This window comes from Streptomyces sp. Pv4-95 (genome assembly GCF_045782725.1).
In the GTDB taxonomy this organism is placed as follows: Bacteria; Actinomycetota; Actinomycetes; order Streptomycetales; family Streptomycetaceae; genus Streptomyces.
The window spans coordinates 8,164,424-8,182,250 of the sequence record NZ_CP127172.1 but is presented as its reverse complement, the minus strand read 5'-3'; the positions used below and the strand labels follow the sequence as shown (position 1 = coordinate 8,182,250).

General features: G+C 70.4%; 16 protein-coding genes. 8 read left to right on the top strand and 8 right to left on the bottom strand.

Going from position 1 to position 17,827, the window contains the following annotated elements; genetic code table 11:
* Nucleotides 1-172 precede the first annotated feature (172 nt).
* The 5 genes from QOM21_RS35975 to QOM21_RS35955 form a co-directional block, all read right to left on the bottom strand.
* The gene (locus QOM21_RS35975; protein WP_407555293.1) at nt 173-829 is read right to left on the bottom strand and encodes a hypothetical protein; all 657 of its coding nucleotides are present in this window, start codon (nt 827-829) and stop codon (nt 173-175) included.
* Between the two features lie 265 nt (nt 830-1,094).
* Nucleotides 1,095-1,895: a hypothetical protein gene (locus QOM21_RS35970; protein WP_407555292.1), complete on the bottom strand. Its 801-nt coding sequence runs from the start codon at nt 1,893-1,895 to the stop codon at nt 1,095-1,097.
* 11 nt (nt 1,896-1,906) lie between these two features.
* Complete coding sequence (locus QOM21_RS35965) at nt 1,907-2,497, bottom strand: sigma-70 family RNA polymerase sigma factor (protein WP_407555291.1); 591 nt, start codon at nt 2,495-2,497, stop codon at nt 1,907-1,909.
* Nucleotides 2,494-2,697 (bottom strand): hypothetical protein, encoded by a 204-nt coding sequence (locus QOM21_RS35960; protein WP_407555290.1) that lies wholly within the window; start codon nt 2,695-2,697, stop codon nt 2,494-2,496. The genes QOM21_RS35965 and QOM21_RS35960 overlap by 4 nt, the downstream gene beginning before the upstream one ends.
* Nucleotides 2,698-3,561: 864 nt before the next feature.
* Nucleotides 3,562-4,278: a DUF4232 domain-containing protein gene (locus QOM21_RS35955; RefSeq protein WP_407555289.1), complete on the bottom strand. Its 717-nt coding sequence runs from the start codon at nt 4,276-4,278 to the stop codon at nt 3,562-3,564.
* Nucleotides 4,279-4,620: 342 nt separating this feature from the next.
* Here QOM21_RS35955 and QOM21_RS35950 point away from each other — a divergent pair, with 342 nt between their 5' ends.
* The 6 genes from QOM21_RS35950 (at nt 4,621) to QOM21_RS35925 (ending at nt 10,430) form a co-directional block, all read left to right on the top strand.
* Nucleotides 4,621-5,793, top strand: a complete 1,173-nt coding sequence (locus QOM21_RS35950; protein WP_407555288.1) for an NAD(P)/FAD-dependent oxidoreductase — start codon at nt 4,621-4,623, stop codon at nt 5,791-5,793.
* Between the two features lie 136 nt (nt 5,794-5,929).
* Nucleotides 5,930-6,250 (top strand): (2Fe-2S)-binding protein, encoded by a 321-nt coding sequence (locus QOM21_RS35945; RefSeq protein ID WP_407555287.1) that lies wholly within the window; start codon nt 5,930-5,932, stop codon nt 6,248-6,250.
* Nucleotides 6,231-7,625, top strand: coding sequence for an NAD(P)/FAD-dependent oxidoreductase (locus QOM21_RS35940; RefSeq protein ID WP_407555286.1), 1,395 nt, complete (start codon nt 6,231-6,233; stop codon nt 7,623-7,625). Before QOM21_RS35945 ends, QOM21_RS35940 begins: the two co-directional genes overlap by 20 nt.
* 74 nt (nt 7,626-7,699) lie before the next feature.
* The gene (locus tag QOM21_RS35935; RefSeq protein WP_407555285.1) at nt 7,700-8,605 is read left to right on the top strand and encodes a dihydrodipicolinate synthase family protein; all 906 of its coding nucleotides are present in this window, start codon (nt 7,700-7,702) and stop codon (nt 8,603-8,605) included.
* Between the two features lie 12 nt (nt 8,606-8,617).
* Complete coding sequence (locus QOM21_RS35930) at nt 8,618-9,619, top strand: proline racemase family protein (RefSeq protein ID WP_407555284.1); 1,002 nt, start codon at nt 8,618-8,620, stop codon at nt 9,617-9,619.
* A gap of 94 nt (nt 9,620-9,713) precedes the next feature.
* The gene (locus QOM21_RS35925; RefSeq protein ID WP_407555283.1) at nt 9,714-10,430 is read left to right on the top strand and encodes a GntR family transcriptional regulator; all 717 of its coding nucleotides are present in this window, start codon (nt 9,714-9,716) and stop codon (nt 10,428-10,430) included.
* Nucleotides 10,431-10,442: 12 nt separating this feature from the next.
* On the opposite strand, the gene QOM21_RS35920 is transcribed toward QOM21_RS35925, so the two are convergent.
* Nucleotides 10,443-11,828 carry an aminopeptidase P family protein gene (locus QOM21_RS35920; protein ID WP_407556003.1) on the bottom strand — a complete coding sequence of 462 codons (1,386 nt, stop codon included), beginning with the start codon at nt 11,826-11,828 and terminating at the stop codon, nt 10,443-10,445.
* Between the two features lie 138 nt (nt 11,829-11,966).
* On the opposite strand from QOM21_RS35920, the gene QOM21_RS35915 reads away from it, so the two are divergent.
* A complete protein-coding gene (locus QOM21_RS35915) occupies nt 11,967-14,309 on the top strand; it encodes a collagenase (protein ID WP_407555282.1) in 2,343 nt (780 codons plus the stop codon).
* A gap of 127 nt (nt 14,310-14,436) precedes the next feature.
* On the opposite strand, the gene QOM21_RS35910 is transcribed toward QOM21_RS35915, so the two are convergent.
* Nucleotides 14,437-15,909, bottom strand: coding sequence for an APC family permease (locus QOM21_RS35910; protein ID WP_407555281.1), 1,473 nt, complete (start codon nt 15,907-15,909; stop codon nt 14,437-14,439).
* Between the two features lie 530 nt (nt 15,910-16,439).
* A complete protein-coding gene (locus tag QOM21_RS35905; RefSeq protein ID WP_407555280.1) occupies nt 16,440-17,132 on the bottom strand; it encodes a PepSY domain-containing protein in 693 nt (230 codons plus the stop codon).
* Nucleotides 17,133-17,449: 317 nt separating this feature from the next.
* On the opposite strand from QOM21_RS35905, the gene QOM21_RS35900 reads away from it, so the two are divergent.
* Nucleotides 17,450-17,800: a hypothetical protein gene (locus QOM21_RS35900; protein WP_407555279.1), complete on the top strand. Its 351-nt coding sequence runs from the start codon at nt 17,450-17,452 to the stop codon at nt 17,798-17,800.
* Nucleotides 17,801-17,827 lie beyond the last annotated feature (27 nt).

Here is a 17,827-nt window from a genome sequence, read left to right as displayed (position 1 = left end):
TCCGCGCCGCACGCACTCACGTCACGCCAGACCTCCGATGACGCGACCCGCGGGCCTGACGTACGCGGGAGGTGTAGCCGCGCCCATGGAGGTGGCGGCATCGGAGGTCGTGGCGAGTCAGACGTGATGGGCGTCCATCACGCTGTGCCCGAGGCTTACTGCCCGACTACCGTCATTGAGGCTCGGACGGGCGCGCCGCCGTGGTCGTAGCGGGCAGCTGGGCGAGCGCGGCGATGAACGGTGCGGGAAGGTACGCGGGGCGGCCGTCCCGGCCCGTCTGATAGGCGAAGTACCCGAGCGAGCCGCCCGCAGCTACCTCGTCAGCCGTCTCCGCTTGGTAGACCACCCGGCAGCCGCCGGCGGCCTTCTTGGCGCGCTCCCACAGAGCGGGCGCGGGCTTGCGTTCCGCCTCGGTCCGTGGGGTGAAGATGCGGTCGCCGAAATCGGTCCACGCGAACGGCTTCGAACCCTTCCAGTCCTGATTGACCGCCTCCTTCAGCTTCGCCGCCCGCTCTGCATCGGTGGCCCCCCAGGAGGACGGCACGTTCGTGATGAGGCCGACAGGGATGTGACGGGCACGCAGCGCGCGCAGATGCGCCTCGGCTCGCGGCATGTACCGCACGCTGTTGTCCTCTGCGGTGTGCACCAACGTCTCGCCGAGGTCGAAGTACGCGACCACGCACCCGCCACGCGGGCTCGCGTTTCCGGCGGCGTCGGGTGACTGCCCGGCGGCTGCGCCGGCGGTCGCGGCAGGTACGGTCAGCGCCGCCACACTGCCCAGGACGAGGAGGATGCGGCGGGGGGTTTTCCTGGCGAATATCGCGTTCATGGGGGGTGACCTTCTCCCTAGGGGGCATCAGATCGTATACGTGCCATGCACACGCCATACTCCTGAAGGGCGGGAAATCGCCGCCTCCTAGGGTGACTGTATTGCCGCTGTGGCGCAGTCAGTTGATGGATCATCAGGCAAGGCCGACCCCTCGCTCCCGCCTGATGGCCTCGGCACGACCGCCGTCGCCCCGGGCGCGGTCTCTTGGGCTGCGCAAGGGACACCCCTTGGGACCTGCGGTGACGCCGTTTACGCGCGGGCGGGCTCACGGAGTGTGGCACTCGTGGAGCCGGTCGGCGAGAGCGAGGTCGGGCCAGGGCAAGGCGTCGACCTCGGCGCTGGGTTCGGCGGTGAGGCCCTGGACCGCGGCGGTCAGGGACCTGGAGAGGGTTCCGGAGCGGGTGTGGAAGGTGGCCATGGTCCACCGTTCGGTGGCGGGGTCCTGACGTCTGAGTATGTGCAGCGCGCGCAGGAGCATGAGGGAGGTCAGCGGCTCGGGCTCCCGGGCCGGTGGCGGAGGGGTGCTGCGGCGATGTGGATCGGCGGCGGCCGACTCCAGGTCCGCTGCCTGACGCGCCCAGTGCCGCGCGTGGCGCAGTTCGCCGCGGGTGAGGTGCAGCAGGTACAGGCATTCCGCGGAGGCCGGCTTGCCGGCGCCGGCCGCGAACTGCCAGAGGAACTCGGCCAGTTCGTCGCGGTCGGCCAGGTGGAGCAGGCAGGCGAAGGCCATGGCTCCGTCGGGGTCGATCTGATGCGTGGTGGCGAGGCCGGCGATGTGCTGGGCAGCGTGGGGGCCGCGGATGGTCCAGGTCGACAGCGCCCGCAGCTGGCGGGCTGCCCGCTCCCTGCGGGCTGTCGGGGCGGGTTTCCCTTGGGCGGCGAGGGACGGCGGGGGGACCGCGGGCTGCGGGTAGCCGCCCCAGGCAGCGCCGCGCCGGACGGCCTGGGTGAAGTCCTCCTCCAGGCGGCGACGGGAGGCCCTTTCCTCGCTTCCGTCGTCGTGGTCGTCATCGGGGAAGACTCGGGCATCGTGCAGGAGGTCATCCAACGTGCGCGGCGGCTGCATGGCGATACTCCTCAGTCCTCGGGGTGTTCGGGTTCGGGGGCAAGGCCCAGTTCGCGGCCGATCCGGTTGCGGGCGTGGAGGCGGTGGGAGCGCACCGTGGCGTCGGTGATTCCCATGATGCTGGCTGTCTTGGCCGTGGTGCAGCCGAGGACGTAGTGCAGCACCATCACGTCGAACTGCCGTCCGGGCAGGCGGGCGATCGCGGGATACAACCCGACGCTGCTCTCCATGGCGGCGAACTCGTCCCGGGCGTCCTCCAGCACTGCGCGGGCGACACGGTGGAAGACGGCCGTCTCCGCCATGGCGGAGTCCCGGCCCTGGGCGATGAGCACGTCGTCGACCGCCTCTTTCAGATGCGCCCAGGCGCTCGCGGCGGGACTGGCCTCTTCCATCAGGCGGGGCCAGCCCCGCAGGAGGTTGAGGAAGACGGTGTGAACGACTCGGCCGGCGAGCCGCTCGTCACCCAGATGCAGCTCTGCGTATTTGCGGTAGGCCCGCTTGAAGCGGTCGTGGAAACCCCAGAAGGCCACCGGGATCCGCTGCGATTCGCGCACGCCTGGCGCCGGCGCCATCCAGCCTGTCCTTTCCTCGTTCTCGGTCATGCCTCCTCCTCGCCGGTCAGCGGCGGAGTCACCTCGAGGCGCCGGCTGGGCAGCCCACCCGAGCGTCGATGGTCGGCCGGCGAGGCGGCCCCCACCCGGACACCTACAGCGAGTCCTCGTCTGGCCGGACGCAGGGCGTCGGGGGCGAAGACGCGCAGAGCCGTGGTTATCACCAGCGCGCCGGTCAGCAGATCGAACAAGAGACGATTCCTTCCCTTCGGCGGCACTGCCCCACCCCCTGGGCCCCAACCGGGTTGCGTGCCGGAGGACTTCGCTGTCCTCGAACAACAGCTAAGCGGTCAGGGGTAGGCAAACGTGGAGGCCGTCTCGGAGAAATTTCGACCCAACGCAGCCGGAAAGGTTTCGCGTCCGCTCACCCTGAATCCCCTACCGACCAGTAGACAGAAAGCGATGAGTCAAATACGGGCTGTGAGCAGCGACTTTGCGGATCAGGGCGCCCCGCGGCCCTTCGAAGCCAGGTCGCAGCAGGCCGCGCGGAGTCCGATCGTGACCTGAGTCACAACCTTTCAGCTACTCCGAGGTAGCCGACGACCGACTTCGAGTCCAACGGGAAACCCGGTCAGCTCAGCCGGTGATGGCGATCCGGCGGCGGCCCACAATCGACCGGAATGCCATCCCACCCGGGCGGCGTGACGGCATCCCGGGCCCGTGGGCGCCCGGCTGCGGGCCGGGGGGGGCGACACCCGTGGTCACAGTGAGGAGGGCCGCGTTACCGGCCGGGGCAGGGACGGCACCGAGCGGCAAGCCGGCGGTCAGCAGCGTGGGGCACCCGTGAGGCGTGAACTTGGCGCGACGAAGCGAGCCGTTGCACAGGGCGCGCCGGGGAGCGGTACTGCGGCGCGAGGCAGCGTGCGCCTCGATTGGATGGATGATGCGCGGCTACCTGCCCTGCCCCAGCCCTACGACGGCGAAGCCGTCACGGCGTCCGACCAGGCCGACAGCGACCTGGTCGTGCCGATGGCGGTACGCCCGGGGCTGAGGCATCCACGTCTGACGGGCGCAGGGCTCGCACGCGCCTTCCCCTGCCCCGGGCGTCGCGTTGGTCAGTGGCTGTCCACGCCGTCGCCGGGAACGGCGTCCTGGGGCGTGGTGTGCCAGTTGGTGACGATCGGCTCGTCGACGGTGATGCTGCCGGTGTTCAGGCTGACCGGATCGGTCTGGTCGTCCTTGCTCACGAAGGCGATGATCTCGGTCAGTTCCTTGCCGCTGTCGGTGTTGGTGGTCTTGGGGTTCACCCCGGCATAGGCGGTGGTCGCGCCACTCAGCTTCACCTGCTCACCAACGGACTGCTCGGCAGGCCCCGCTTCGGTGCCGTCGGACCCGAACGCCACGCCCGGAAGCGCGGCAGGGAGGGTGCAGGTGATGCCCGGCTTGGCCTTCACCGAGATGAGGATGTAGCCGCCGGCCTGGGTCTCGGACTTGGCGCTCCACGTCAGGTCATTGGCGCCACAGACCTGCCCGTACCCGCCCTTGTCACTGCCGCCGCCACTGCCGTCGGACCCGCTACCGCCGCTGCCGGACCCCTTGCCGCCCGTCGAGCTCCCGGCCTTCGCCCCTCCTGAGGTGCCCTCGGAGCCGGAGCCCCCGGCGTTGCCGCCCGCGCCGCCGTCACCCTTCTGCCCCTTGCCCGCGGACTGCGCCGCGCCGGGCGAGGACGAAGCGTCGGCGGAGTCGGACCCGCCCTCGCAGGCAGTGAGCGACAAGACGGTGGCCATCGCCATGGCGGCCAGGGTGGTCGTGCGGATGAGGCTCTTACGCATTGGTGGGGTCCCCCGTGGATCGGACTGCTTCAACCGGACACGGCGCCAAGCACACGCCCTGTCGGCAATCAGCTTCGATCACCGGTTTGGCGTTCTGCTAACGGATCACTAACGCGCCGCATCGACGGCACGGCAGAGCCCTTGCCGCCGACGACATCACCGGTACACCCATCGCCCTGCACTCCGGCAGCGACGCCTGCCCCCGGCGTCCGCGGCACCTGCGTACGGTCCTGCCGGGCCGGCTCGGCTGCCGGGCTCCCCCGGAGCGCCGGGCCGACCGCTTCCCGGGAGCCACGCCAAGTCCCCTTTTCAGCACCTGTGTTGTGTGACATATTACTGCGCGTGCCCACGAGACACGGACAGCCCCTGGATGCTCCCGATGTCGTCATCGTCGGAGCCGGAGTGGTCGGTGCCGCCTGCGCCTACTACGCCGGCCGGTCCGGCCTCACCGTCGCCGTCGTCGACCGCGGACCCGTCGCGGGCGGCACCACCGGCGCCGGTGAGGGCAATCTGCTCGTCTCCGACAAGGAGCCGGGCCCGGAGCTCGATCTCGCGCTGCTCTCCACCCGACTGTGGCGCGAACTCGCCGCCGTCCTCCCGCCGGAGATCGAGTACGAGACGAAGGGCGGCCTGGTCGTCGCCTCCGACGAGGCCGGGATGACGTCCCTGCGCGCGTTCCGCGCGGCGCAGGGCAGGGTGGGCGTGCAGAGCACCTGCCTCACCGCCGGCCAACTGCGGGACGCCGAGCCCCATCTGGCCCCCGACCTCGCCGGAGGTGTCCTCTACCCGCAGGATGCGCAGGTCCAACCGGCTCTGGCCGCCGCCCATTTGCTGCGCGCATCCGGAGCCCGGCTCCATCTGGGCGCGGAGGTCACGGCCGTACTGCGCGGGCCCGGCGGAGGCGTACGAGGCGTCCGTACCCCGCGGGGCGATCTCCTGGCTCCCGCGGTCGTGAACGCCACCGGCACCTGGGCCGGCCGGCTGGCCTCGCTCGCGGGGGTGACCGTCCCCGTCCTGCCCCGCCGGGGATATGTGCTGGTCACCGAGCCGCTGCCGCGTGTCGTACGCCGCAAGGTCTATGCCGCGGATTACGTGGCCGATGTGGCCAGCGGATCAGCCGCGCTGCAGACCTCCGCGGTCGTCGAGGGCACCGCGGCGGGCCCGGTGCTGATCGGTGCCAGCCGAGAACGCGTCGGCTTCGACCGTACGCTGTCGGTCGAGGTGCTCCGCCGGCTCGCCGCCCAGGCCGCGGCCCTGTTCCCCGTCCTGGCGCGCGTCCGGGTCATGCGTACCTACCAAGGGTTCCGCCCCTACCTCCCGGACCACCTCCCGGCAATCGGCCCCGACCCTCGCCTCCCGGGCCTGCTGCACGCCTGCGGCCACGAGGGCGCGGGCATCGGTCTCGCCCCGGCTACCGGCCGGTTGATCGCGGCCGCGCTGACGGGGGCGCCCAGCCCGCTGGATGTGCGGCCGTTCCGCCCGGATCGTTTCGTCGACGGTGCGGGGAAGGAGTGAGCAGGGCCGGACCGGAAGGGGCGGGGAGCGGCAGGACCGAGCCGGCCAGGCGTCAGGCTCTGGCAACCAACTTCCCCTGGCGTCGCACTCGATACCGCACTCACCAACGCCAAGCCACCACAGAGAGGAGTCCACGATGAGCGTTCGCCGCACCCCTGCCGAGCTCGTACGGTCCGCGCCGGGACCGGCGTTCGAGATCCGTCTCGACGGGCGGCCGCTGTCCGCACTGCCCGGTCAGAGCATCGCCGCCGCGCTCTGGGCGGCCGGGGTGCTTTCCTGGCGGACCACGCGGCGCGACGGGCGGCCGCGCGGGGCCTTCTGCGGCATCGGCTCCTGCTTCGACTGTCTGGCCACCGTCAACGGCCAGCCCAATCAGCGGGCCTGTCTGGTGCCGGCCCGGCCCGGGGATGAGATCACCACCCAGGAGGGACACGGGCGTGCCGATCTCGCCGTCTGACACCCACGACCTCGCCGTCATCGGCGCGGGGCCCGCCGGGCTCGCCGCCGCCGTCACCGCGGCCGGCCTCGGATTGCGTGTGGCGCTCGTGGATGCGGCCGCCCGGCCCGGCGGACAGTTCTACCGACAGCCGGCCCCCGGGCTGGGCGCGGCCCGCCCCGAGGCCCTGCACCACTCCTGGGGCGCGTTCGCCCGGCGCGCCAACCGGCTGGACGAGCAGATCACTGCCGGCCGGGTACAGCACCTGCCCGAGCACCATGTCTGGGCCGTCACCCGCGACGAGGCGCACTGGACCGTGCGTGCGGTCACCGGGCCCGACGGCGCGCACGGGCGGGCCGAGGTCGCGGCGCGGACGGTGCTTCTCGCCACCGGTGCCCACGAGCGTCAATTCCCCTTCCCCGGCTGGACGTTGCCTGGGGTAGTGGGAGCGGGCGGCGCGCAGGCCATGCTCAAGGCGGGACTGGTGCTGCCGGGGCGCCGGATCGTGGTCGCGGGCAGCGGGCCGCTGCTGCTCGCCGTTGCCGGATCGCTCGCGGCGGCGGGTGCCACGGTGCCGGTCGTCGCCGAGGCGAGCGGCTACGCCCGCTACGCCCGCGCTCCGCGCACCCTGGCCGCCAACCCCCGCAAGCTCGCCGAAGGGGCCGTCCACGCAGCATCCCTGCTCCACCATGGCGTACGCATCCGCTTCCGCAGTGCGATTACCGCCGTGCACGGCACCGACCGGGTGGAGGCCGTCACCCTGACGCGGCTCGACCGGAACTGGAGCCCCCTGGCCGGAACCGGACTGCGCATCCCCTGCGATGCGCTCGCCGTCGGGCACGGACTCGTACCGCAACTGGAGCTGGCCACCGGCCTGGGCTGCGCCACCCGCCGCACCCCGGACGGCACCTGTGCGCTGGTCCTCGACGGCCGGCAGCGGACCACGGTCGACGGAGTCTGGGCGGCCGGTGAGACCGGCGGCGTGGGCGGTGCGGAACTCGCAATGCTTGAGGGCGAGTTGGCGGCTCATGACATCGCGGGCAAGGCACCCGGTGGGAGGCTGGGGCGTCGTCGTGACCGGCTGCGCCGGTTCGCCCGGACCATGGCCGCCGCCCACGCGCCGCGCCCCGGCTGGACCGGCTGGCTGCGCGAGGACACCGACGTATGCCGCTGCGAAGAGGTCACCGCCGGGCGGATCCAGGACGCCGTCGCCGGTCTCGGTGCCCGCGACACCCGCACCGTCAAACTGCTCACCCGGGCCGGAATGGGCTGGTGTCAGGGGCGGATGTGCGCCTCGGCCGTGGCCCGCCTGGCGGGAGAGGACGGGCCCGCGGCCGACCGCAGACCGCTCGCCTGCCCCGTCACTCTGGGGGAACTCGCCCGCGAACAGGGGTAGTTCCGCTCCTGCCGACCTTGGCAAGCCCCTAGGTCACTCAATAAAATGTCACACCTCATAGAAGGAGACTTCGTATGGTCACGCGCACCCGCCCTTGGCACGGCATCATGGTCGCCACCACCCTCCCCTTCCGCTCCTTCCGCAACGAGCTCTCCGTCGACTACGACGCCTACGGCGCTCAGGTCGCGCGGCTCATCGCCGCCGGCTGTGACGGCGTCGTCCCCAACGGCTCCCTCGGCGAGTACCAGACGCTGACGGACGACGAACGGGCCCGCGTCGTGCGCATCGCCGTGGAAGCCGCAGGTGACGGCGACCGTGTGATGCCCGGTGTCTCCGCCTACGGCAGCGCGGCGTCGCGCCGCTGGGCCGAACAGGCCGCCGAGGCGGGCGCCGGTTCCGTCCTGCTGCTGCCGCCCAACGGCTACCGGGCCGACCCGGCCGCGGTACGCGCCCACTTCGCCGAGGTCGCCGCGGCCGGCCTGCCCGTCGTCGCCTACAACAACCCCTTCGACACCAAGGTCGATCTCACCCCGGGCCTGCTCGCCGAACTGCACTCCGACGGCAGCATCGTCGCCGTCAAGGAGTTCAGCGGCGACGTCCGCAGGGCCTACGAGATCGCCGAAGTCGCCCCGGATCTGGACCTGTTGATCGGCGCCGACGACGTCCTCCTCGAACTCGCCCTGGCCGGTGCCGTCGGCTGGGTCGCGGGCTGTCCGAACGCCCTGCCCGGGGCATGCGGCGCCCTCTACCGGTCCGCGGTGGCCGGCGACCTCGACACCGCGCTGCCTCTCTACCGCGCCCTGCACCCGCTGCTGCGCTGGGACTCCAAGCCCGAATTCGTGCAGGCGATCAAGCTCTCCATGGACCTCGCCGGGCACCGCGGCGGCCCGACCCGCCCGCCTCGCTCCCCGCTCACCGCCGAGCAATCGGCCGCGCTCCGCTCCGCCACCGAGAAGCTCCTCGCCGACGGCCACCACTGAGAAGGGCTCCCCATGCGCACCCGCCATGTCTTCCACGCCGTCGACTCCCACACCGAGGGCATGCCCACCCGTGTCATCACCGGCGGCGTCGGCACCCTGCCCGGCGCCACCATGGCCGAGCGCCGGCTGTACCTCGCCGAACACCGTGACGACATCCGCACGCTCCTGATGTACGAGCCGCGCGGCCACGCCGCCATGAGCGGTGCGATCCTCCAGCCGCCGACCCGCCCCGACGCCGACCACGGCGTGCTGTTCATCGAGGTCTCCGGCTATCTCCCGATGTGCGGGCACGGGACGATCGGCGTGGCCACCGTCCTCGTCGAGACCGGCATGGTGGAGGTCCGCGAACCCGTGACCACGGTGCGGCTCGACACCCCCGCCGGGCTGGTGACCGCCGCGGTACAGGTGCGGGACGGGGCGGCCACGGCCGTCACCCTCACCAACGTGCCCGCGTTCTGCGCCGGTCTCGATCGCAAGGTCACCGTCCCGGGCTACGGCACGCTGAGCTACGACCTCGCCTACGGCGGCAACTTCTACGCGATCCTGCCGCTGGACAGCGTCGGGCTGCCCTTCGACCGGGCCCGCAAGAATGACATCCTCTCCGCCGGGCTCGCCCTCATGGACGCCGTGAACGCCACCGACCGGCCGGTCCACCCCGAGGACGAGCGCATCGGCGGCCTCAAACACGTCTACTTCGCCGCACCTGGGTCGGACGCCACCCGCTCCCGGCATGCGATGGCCATCCACCCCGGATGGTTCGACCGCTCGCCGTGCGGAACGGGCACCTCCGCGCGGATGGCGCAGCTGCACGCCCGCGGCAAACTCCCCCTCCACCAGGACTTCGTCAACGAGTCCTTCATCGGCACGGAGTTCACCGGCCGCCTGGTCGGCGAGACCACGGTCGCTTCCCGCCCGGCCGTCGTCCCCACGGTCACCGGACGAGCCTGGGTGACCGGCACCGCGCAGTACTTCCTCGACCCGTCCGATCCGTTTCCCGGGGGTTTTCTGCTGTGACCACCGGCCGTGACGACGGCCGTTGACCGCCACCGGGGACTCTGCGCAACGTGACATTGTACGCTGGCACTCCGCGTCAAGCCGGAGGAGCACGATGGGTGAACTCAAGCACCGCAGCCTGATCACCGCTCAGGAGCGGCTCCGCGATCAGGTCGCCCATCAGCTGCGCGCGGCGCTGATCGCAGGAGAGCTCCGCCCGGGGTCGGTCTACTCGGCCCCGGGCCTCGCCGCGGACTTCGGTGTCTCCGCCACCCCGGTGCGCGAGGCGATGCTCGATCTTGCCCGGGAGGGACTGGTCGAACCGGTCCGCAACAAGGGCTTCCGGATCACCGAGGTGAGCGAGCGCGACCTCGACCAGTACACCGAGATCCGGGCCCTGATCGAAGTCCCGGTGGTCGGCCAGATCACCCGCACCGCCGAACGTGCGCAGCTTGAAGCACTCCGGCCGGCCGCCCTGGAGATCGTCGCGGCCGCCCGGGCGCACGACCTCATCGGCTACTTGGAGGCCGACCGGCGCTTCCACCTCGAACTGCTCGGCCTCAGCGGCAACGACCGCCTCGTCGAGACCGTCGGCGATCTGCGCAAACGCTCCCGCCTCTACGGACTCACCCGCCTCGACGAGCGCAACCAACTGCTGCCGTCCGCCGAGGAGCACGGGGAACTGCTCGATGTGATGCTGACGGGCGACGCCGAGGCGGCCGAGGCCTGTATGGCCCGCCACCTCGGCCATGTCCGGTCGCTGTGGGCGCGGAGCCGCGAAGAACCGGTGATTCCGCACCCACAGAGCCCGTTGGGCGTCCGTCAGGGCTGACTGCGCCGCCGGTCAGGCCCGCCCGGCGAGGAGTCCTTCCATCCACTCCTCCACCGCGTCGGCGGTGCGCGGCAGCGCCGACGACATCAGCCGGGCCCCGTCCGCGGTGATCACCAGGTCGTCCTCGATGCGGACACCGATGCCACGCAGTTCCGGCGGCAGCGTCTCGTCGTCTGGCTGGAGATAGAGCCCCGGTTCGACCGTGAGAACCTGCCCCTCGGTCAGGACGCCGTCCAGATACTGTTCGGCGCGCGCCCGGCCGCAGTCATGCACATCGAGTCCGAGCATATGGCCGGAGCTGCACAACGTGTAGCGCCGGTACAGGCCGCTGTCGGGGGCGAGCGCTTCCGTCGCCGGGACGGGCAGTACGCCCCGATCGGCCAGCCCCTCGGCCAGGACGCCTGTGCAGGCCCGGTGGAAGTCGCGGAAGCTCGCCCCCGGTTTGAGGGCGGCGATGCCCGCGTCCTGGGCCGCGAGCACCAGGTCGTACACCCATCGCTGGACCGAGGAAAACCGCCCGGACAACGGCAGGGTGCGGGTGAGGTCGGCGGTGTACAGCGTGTCCGTCTCCACGCCCGCGTCCAGCAGCAGCAACTGGCCGGGATCGAGCGGACCGTCGTTGCGGATCCAGTGGAGAACGCAGGCATGGGCTCCGGCGGCGGCGATGGTTTCGTACCCCGTGCCGTTGCCCTCGGCGCGGGCGCGCAGCTGGAAGACCCCTTCGATCCAGCGTTCGCCGCGCGGGTGGCGCAATGCGGTGGGCAGGGAGCGTACGACATCCTCGAAGCCGGCGGTCGTGTGATCGACGGCCTGCTGTAGCTGCGCCACTTCCCAGTCGTCCTTGACCAGCCTCAACTCGCTGAGAACAGCGGCGAGTTCGGCGTCCCGGGAGGCATCACGGTCGGTTCGGTGACGGGCGAGGTCGTCCAGGTGCGCACAGCGGAGGCCGGTGAGCCGCCCGGCCTCGGCCAGGTCGGGGCGGCGGCCCACCCAGAACTCACCGTAGCGGCGGTCCCGGTAGAACTCACCGCCGACGTCCCGTGGCGACCGCGGCCGGAGGTACAGCACCGCCTCACCGTCGGGCTCCAGCACCAGGACGTGCCCCGGCTGGTCCTCGCCCGTCAGCCCGGTCAGCCAGGCGTAGGCGCTGTGCGGGCGAAAGCGGTGATCGCAGTCGTGGGAGCGGACCGTCAACTCACCTGCGGGGATGAGGAGTCGTTCGCCGGGGAGGAGTGCGGCGAGCCGCGCCCGGCGGCCTGCGAAGCGGTCGAAGCCCGGAACGCGGGACTCGGCGGGGAGCGGGGTGGCGGCCCACCGCCCGGTCATGAAGTCGGCGAGGGCATCCGACACCGGCAAGTCATGGCTACCGGTGTGGAGTTGAGGGGCGCGCGAGGTCAATGTCGACACCTCCTGGAAGGAAATCTACCTGAAGCCTTGTCAGTGCAATTTCACATTACTATGTTACGGGTCACACCTCGTGGAGTGAAGGCCATGGCCCCACACCCCACAACCCCCCACCCCCTCCCGGAGGTTCAGGTGTTACATCCGCGCATACCACGCAGGATCCTGCTCGCCGCGACCCTCGCCACCACGCTCGTCATGTCGGCCGCCCAGGCATCCCAGGCCGCGCCCCTCAGGTCGGGCGTCCCCGCCCAGCAGCCCCAGGCGCAACAGTCCGGGCACCGGTCCGAGACCCCCACGGCCGACCCCGTGGATCAGGTCCAACGCCTCGCCAGAACACCGAAGTTCGACGCAGGCCCTGCGCCGGCACCGCGCACTCTCACCGAGAGAGGCCGCATACCGGGCCCACAGACCGAACCCTCCGCCGCGCCGCACGGTCCGAGACCCGGCGTCGCGCCCTGCACCCTCGACGGCATCACCGGCCTGAGCCCCGAGCAATTCGCGGATTTCCTCGCCGACCCCGCCGTCACGGCCGACGACTGCCTGCGCAACCTCGTCTGGACCTGGGACGCCCGGCTCATCCCGGTCATGTCCGACGCCCATGTCCAGGCCGTGGCCCGTCGCGTCAGCAGCCTTGCCGCTGCCCACGACGGCAAGAACGGCAGCCATCTGTACGAGATGCTCACGTATTTGCACGCGGTGGCCTACCAGGACTTCTCGCACGACGAGATCGACACCACCGACTCCCCCACCGTCGACGCCGTACGCCGCGCCGTCGACGCCTTCGGCTCCGCCGCCCGCACCTTCGATGTCACTCGCGCCAACGCGGACACTCTGCGCGAAGCCCTGTACGCCGCCAGTGCCCCAGGTCTTCGGCAGCATCAACTCGGCTTGATCCAGCGGGTCCTGGCCACCATGGACGCGTCCCACCCCGCCACCCACAAGGACCAGGCATGGGGCAACGCCGCCCTCGCCGCACTCTCCGTCAACTACCTCGGCGTCTACCCCGGCAACAAGGACACCGCCTTCCAGTACGCGGTCGCCACGGACCCCGGCTACCGCGCCGTCTTCAAGTCCTTCGTCGGATACACCCATCTCAAGGGCACAACCAACGCCTGGGCCGTACGCGATGCCCTCGGGGAGTACGGCCGCTTCGGGCAGATCCCCTCCCTCAAGACGGCCATCGTCGCCGACCTCGGAGCCCTTCTCCCGACCACCGTGGCGAACTTCGGCGAGGGCAGCGAACCCTGGGCCAAGGTCGCCACGTGGCTGGGCTTCTTCGACGCCTGCAAGCCGTACGGGGTGTGCAAGGAGGACATCGAAAAGCGGATCTTCCCGCGCACCTACTCCTACGACAACGGCTCCATCAAGGTCCGCACCGCTCTCGACCGGTCCGTCGTCGACCAGCTCTACTACGCGTCCAAGCAGGTCAGGGCCCAGTTCCACCGAGTGCTCGGCACCGGTGAACCGCTCGCCGGCGACCCCAACACCACCCTGAACATCGTCCTGTACGCCTCACGCGCCGACTACGAGGTCTACCACCCGCTGCTCACCGGCATGGACACCAACAACGGCGGTGTCTACATCGAGCAGGGCGCGACCTTCTACACCTACCAGCGCCGCGTCCCGCAGGACTCCAGCCTCACCCTCGAAGAGCTCTTCCGGCACGAGTACGTCCACTACCTCAACGGCCGTTTCGCCGTCCCCGGCTTCTTCGGCGAGGGCCCCTGGTACGAGGGCGACCGCACCACCGCCATGGACGAGGGGAGCGCCGAGTTCTTCGACGGCTCGACCCGCGACGACGGCATCGCCGTCCGCCGGTCACTCGTGCGCGACATCATCGCGGACACCGCAGGCGGCAAGCCCCGTATGACCGTCAACGAGTTCCTGCACGCCACGTACGACCACGACGGCTTCCGCTTCTACTCCTACGCCGGGACGTTCTTCGAGTTCCTGTGGCGCGAGCGCCCGGCACAGCTCCAGGAGATGTACCGGCATCTGCGCGCCGACGACCCGTCCGCCTTCGACTCCTGGCGCAACCGCATGGGGGCCGACGCAGGTCTGCAACAGCGGTACGACGCCTTCCTCGACGCACAGATCGCCATCGTCGACGACCTCTTCGTGCCGAACACCACGTTCACGCCGCAGGGTTCCCTGAAGTTCGCCACCCCCGCCGAAGTGCAAAGCGCGTTCGGCGCCGCCACCGCGAACACGCCCACCTGCAAGGACGAGGGTGATCCCGGCACGGGCCGGTTCACCTGCACCGGCCGCATCACCGCCAATCTCGACGACTCGGGCAGCCCCGACCAGGTCTTCAAGGACATGGCCGAGACCGTCGACTACTTCGTCCTCGACCGCACCAAGCCCGCCGCGAACAACTTCGCCGACATGAACTGCTCCTTCGGCCCCACCGAGATCTGGCCCTCGGGCAAGGCCGGCAGCGCGGACTTCCGCTGCGAGGGCCCGCTGCGGCGGTGACACCGCGTCGCGCCAGGATTCCGCCGGTCAGCTCGCCCCGCCCGGCTTCGGCCCGGCGGGGCGAGCCGGCCGGCCACCCGGAACCCCAGCCACACGGCACCCCGGTCACGGGGAGGTCTGCCGTCGGTCAGTCCCTGCGTTCGGGAATGGCGACTCCGGACGGCGCGTCGCTGCGTCCGTAGTGGTGGGTGGTGAACATGTAGAGGAGCCCGACCGCGACGACGAGCCCACCGCACAGCAGCACGATGTAGTTGTCGTACCAAGGATCTTCCGGAGTGCGGGCCCAGGCGATGTTGATGATGGCGAAGATGCCGTAGGCCAGCGCACCGACGTTGACCAGCAGCCCCCACCTGCCCAGGACGAATTCTCCGGCGGGCTTCCAGCCCTTGAGGCGTGCACGGAGAGAAGCCAGAACGACCATCTGGAACGAGCCGTAGATGCCGAGGATGGCGAAGGACACGATCTTGGTCAGGGCATCGGCCGAGACGAGGGAAGCGAAGGCGATCAGCGCGGGGATCACGGCGGCCGTCAGCAGCGCGAACCCGGGGACGGCGCGGGCATGGGAGAACTTACGGAGCAACTGGTGACCGACGATCATTTTGTCGCGGGCGTAGGAGTAGATCAGCCGGCCGGCGGCGGCCTGGAGGCTGATGGTGCAGGACAGGAAAGAGATGAGCACCACGGCCATCACGAGTCGTGCCCCCAGCTCGCCCATCGCGTCGAAGAGCAGATTCACGACGGGGTCGGTGTCCTCCCCGGCGATCACCGCTTGGTAGTCGGTCACGGACAGGAGCAGGGACAGACAGGTGAACGTGGCTGCCGCTCCCCCGACGTAGATGGTGCGACGCATCGCCTTGGGGATGACCCGGCCCGGATGCGCGACCTCCTCGGCGGTGTCGCCGCACGCCTCGAAGCCGTAGTACTGGTAGAAGCCGATGATGGCGGCGGCGAGAAACACCGGGGCGTACGAACCGTCTCCCTGTGTCCCGTAGGTATCGAAGATGACGCCCAGGCCGTGGGCACGGTGGGTGGCAAGCAGGTAGATGCCCACGATGAGCGCGCCGATCAGTTCCGCGCTGAAGCCGATCATGGCCGCCCACGAAAGGGCTTTGGTGCCCGCGTAGTTGATCAGGACGGCCACGATGATGAGCGCGACGGTACACAGCACGGTGGTGTGCACGGTCGGTTCGAAGCCGATCAGGATGGCGATGTACGGGCCGGCACCGTAGGCCACGCTCGTGATGGTGACCAGCAGCGCCCACATATAGACCCAGCCGGTCATCCACGCCCAGCGTTTGCCCCACAGCCGTCGGGCCCACGGGTAGACGCCGCCCGCGATGGGGTACTGCGCGACGATCTCACCGAAGACGAGCGCGACCAGGAACTGGCCGGCCCCGGCCATGACGAACGCCCAGATCATCGGCGGTCCGCCGGTCGCCAGCGCCGTGGCGAAGAGCGTGTAGGTGCTGACCACCGGGGAGAGGTAGGTGAAGCCGAGGGCGAAATTGGCCCATGGCCCCATGTCCTTGCGGAACTCCGATTCCTCTTCCGGCCCGGTGCCTGCGGCGCCCCCCGGTGCGGGGGCGGGGGACGCGGTCACCGGCAGCCCCTGCCCCGCCCGTTGCCCGCATCATGCGGTCGGAGCGGGTACGCGGCCCGCTGAGCAGCCGAGGCAAGGGACACGTCCGGCGAGGACGCAAAGGCAGCGGCGGAGGTCGCACCGTCCGACGGACAACCGGATCGTCGCAAGCTGCCTCCTCTTGCCCTCACCGCCCCGTGACCGGAGACATCCGCAGCCTTCGCCGGGCGGGCCAAGCCCTGAAGCGCGGCAGGCTCATCGCCCCCATACCTCTCAGCCATCGATCCCCTCTTCATCACGGATCCGCCCAGGCCGGCGGCCATCGGAATGAGCACCATTGTCACGCTCCGTGGCTCTCCTTCCCTGGTACGCACCGGATCCCGACCATCCCTGGAGCGGACATGACCCGAGCGGGCTAAGGACGGCCGACGCCGCGCTGTTCGACCTCTTCCCTTCGTTGAGCCACAGCCCGAAGGGGCCGCGTCCGCCGGGCAGTGGCGGTGCGGCCCCCTCGGGCTGTGGCGGCGTCAGGCAGACACCCTGGAGCCTGATCAGTCGTCGTCGCCGTCGTTGTCACCCTGACCGTTGTGGTCGTCCTGGTCGATGTGCTGGTTGAGGACCTTGCCCGAGGCGGCGTCGATGGTGACGTCATGGCTCTTGTGGTCCTTACCAAGGACATCGACCTCCCACACCGTCGAGCCGTTACGGTCGTTGTCATCCAGACCGTAGGAGACAACGGTGCCCGGGACAGCCTTGAGCGCCGCAGCAGTCGCCTTGCCGTGACCGACCTTCGCCCCCTTGACCAAAGCCTGCGCCTCAGCAGCACCCTGAGCGGCATCGTCGTCACGATCGGCATGCTGGCTCAGAACCTTGCCATTGCCGGCATCGACGATGACCTCGTGATTCTTGTGATCCTTCCCGAGGACACCGACCTCCCAGACCAGGGAACCATTACGGTCCGCGCTGTCCAGCTCCGCCGACATCGCGGTGCCGGCCACAGCCTTCAAAGCCTTCGCCGTGGCCCCGGACTGACCGACCTCGTCACCCTGGACCTGCACCCGGTCCTTGGCAGTGTCATCCAGCCCACGCTCACCCTTCGAGAGCTGAACCGAGGACTGCGGAGCCGGGCCGTCGTCACCCGCGAAAGCAGTCGCGGCACCCGCCCCGCCGACAAGGGCAACGGCAGCAGCCGTGGCGAGAACAACGGCACGAGGGGCAAGAGTGCGCTTGACGGTGACCTTCATGAGGACATACCTCCAGATCGAGATGCGGTCTACTTCCGCCGGCGGACCTCCTGCGCCCTCACCGACAACCACCACACTGCCGAACCCAACCTGAACACAACCTGAAACCCTGAAGCCCCCTTCAGGAACCACCACCGAAGCGGTGGACGGGCCCCGCGCCGCCCCTGCGCTGCCCGCCCCCCACGCCCTCCGCCGCTCGTCGACGCGCACGCGGGCTTGCTTCACCGCCCGGTAGCGTGAACGTCGTGCAGCGAGAGAGTGAGTCTGATCCCAGGGCCGCCCACGCCCATGAGGTCCGTCGTCTGCAAAGGCTGGCCGTGGACGTGAAGCAGGACCTCGCCCGGTCAGGACTCGTCGTTCGCGATGTCGGTGAAGAGCCCGACCGGAGGACGGCGCCCGGAGGACTTGAGGTCGAGGTGGACGGCACCGACGACATGTTCAGTGGCCTCTGGCTCACATGGGAGCTGCATCCCACGGTGCGAAGCACCCTTCGGGAAGCCGTCCGGGCAGGCCGGCCCCAGGAGTCGATTGTTCAGGCCTCGGTCGACGTGCACGAGCAGGCAGCGAACGCCGTCGTCTGCATGCTCGTTGCGCTCGGCTACGAAGCCGAGCGCAACGATGAGTCGCATCGACCGTTCGCTGTGAAGGTCTTGGCCGGCCCTTCCTGAACGCGCTCGTCGGCGTGGTGGTGGCCT

What these genes read in the sequence shown, in the direction of transcription:
- QOM21_RS35975 (WP_407555293.1), bottom strand. Translation starts at nt 829, where the DNA reads ATGAACGCGATATTCGCCAGGAAAACCCCCCGCCGCATCCTCCTCGTC.
- QOM21_RS35970 (WP_407555292.1), bottom strand. Translation starts at nt 1,895, where the DNA reads ATGCAGCCGCCGCGCACGTTGGATGACCTCCTGCACGATGCCCGAGTC.
- QOM21_RS35965 (WP_407555291.1), bottom strand. Translation starts at nt 2,497, where the DNA reads ATGACCGAGAACGAGGAAAGGACAGGCTGGATGGCGCCGGCGCCAGGC.
- QOM21_RS35955 (WP_407555289.1), bottom strand. Translation starts at nt 4,278, where the DNA reads ATGCGTAAGAGCCTCATCCGCACGACCACCCTGGCCGCCATGGCGATG.
- QOM21_RS35945 (WP_407555287.1), top strand. Translation starts at nt 5,930, where the DNA reads ATGAGCGTTCGCCGCACCCCTGCCGAGCTCGTACGGTCCGCGCCGGGA.
- QOM21_RS35935 (WP_407555285.1), top strand. Translation starts at nt 7,700, where the DNA reads ATGGTCACGCGCACCCGCCCTTGGCACGGCATCATGGTCGCCACCACC.
- QOM21_RS35930 (WP_407555284.1), top strand. Translation starts at nt 8,618, where the DNA reads ATGCGCACCCGCCATGTCTTCCACGCCGTCGACTCCCACACCGAGGGC.
- QOM21_RS35925 (WP_407555283.1), top strand. Translation starts at nt 9,714, where the DNA reads ATGGGTGAACTCAAGCACCGCAGCCTGATCACCGCTCAGGAGCGGCTC.
- QOM21_RS35905 (WP_407555280.1), bottom strand. Translation starts at nt 17,132, where the DNA reads ATGAAGGTCACCGTCAAGCGCACTCTTGCCCCTCGTGCCGTTGTTCTC.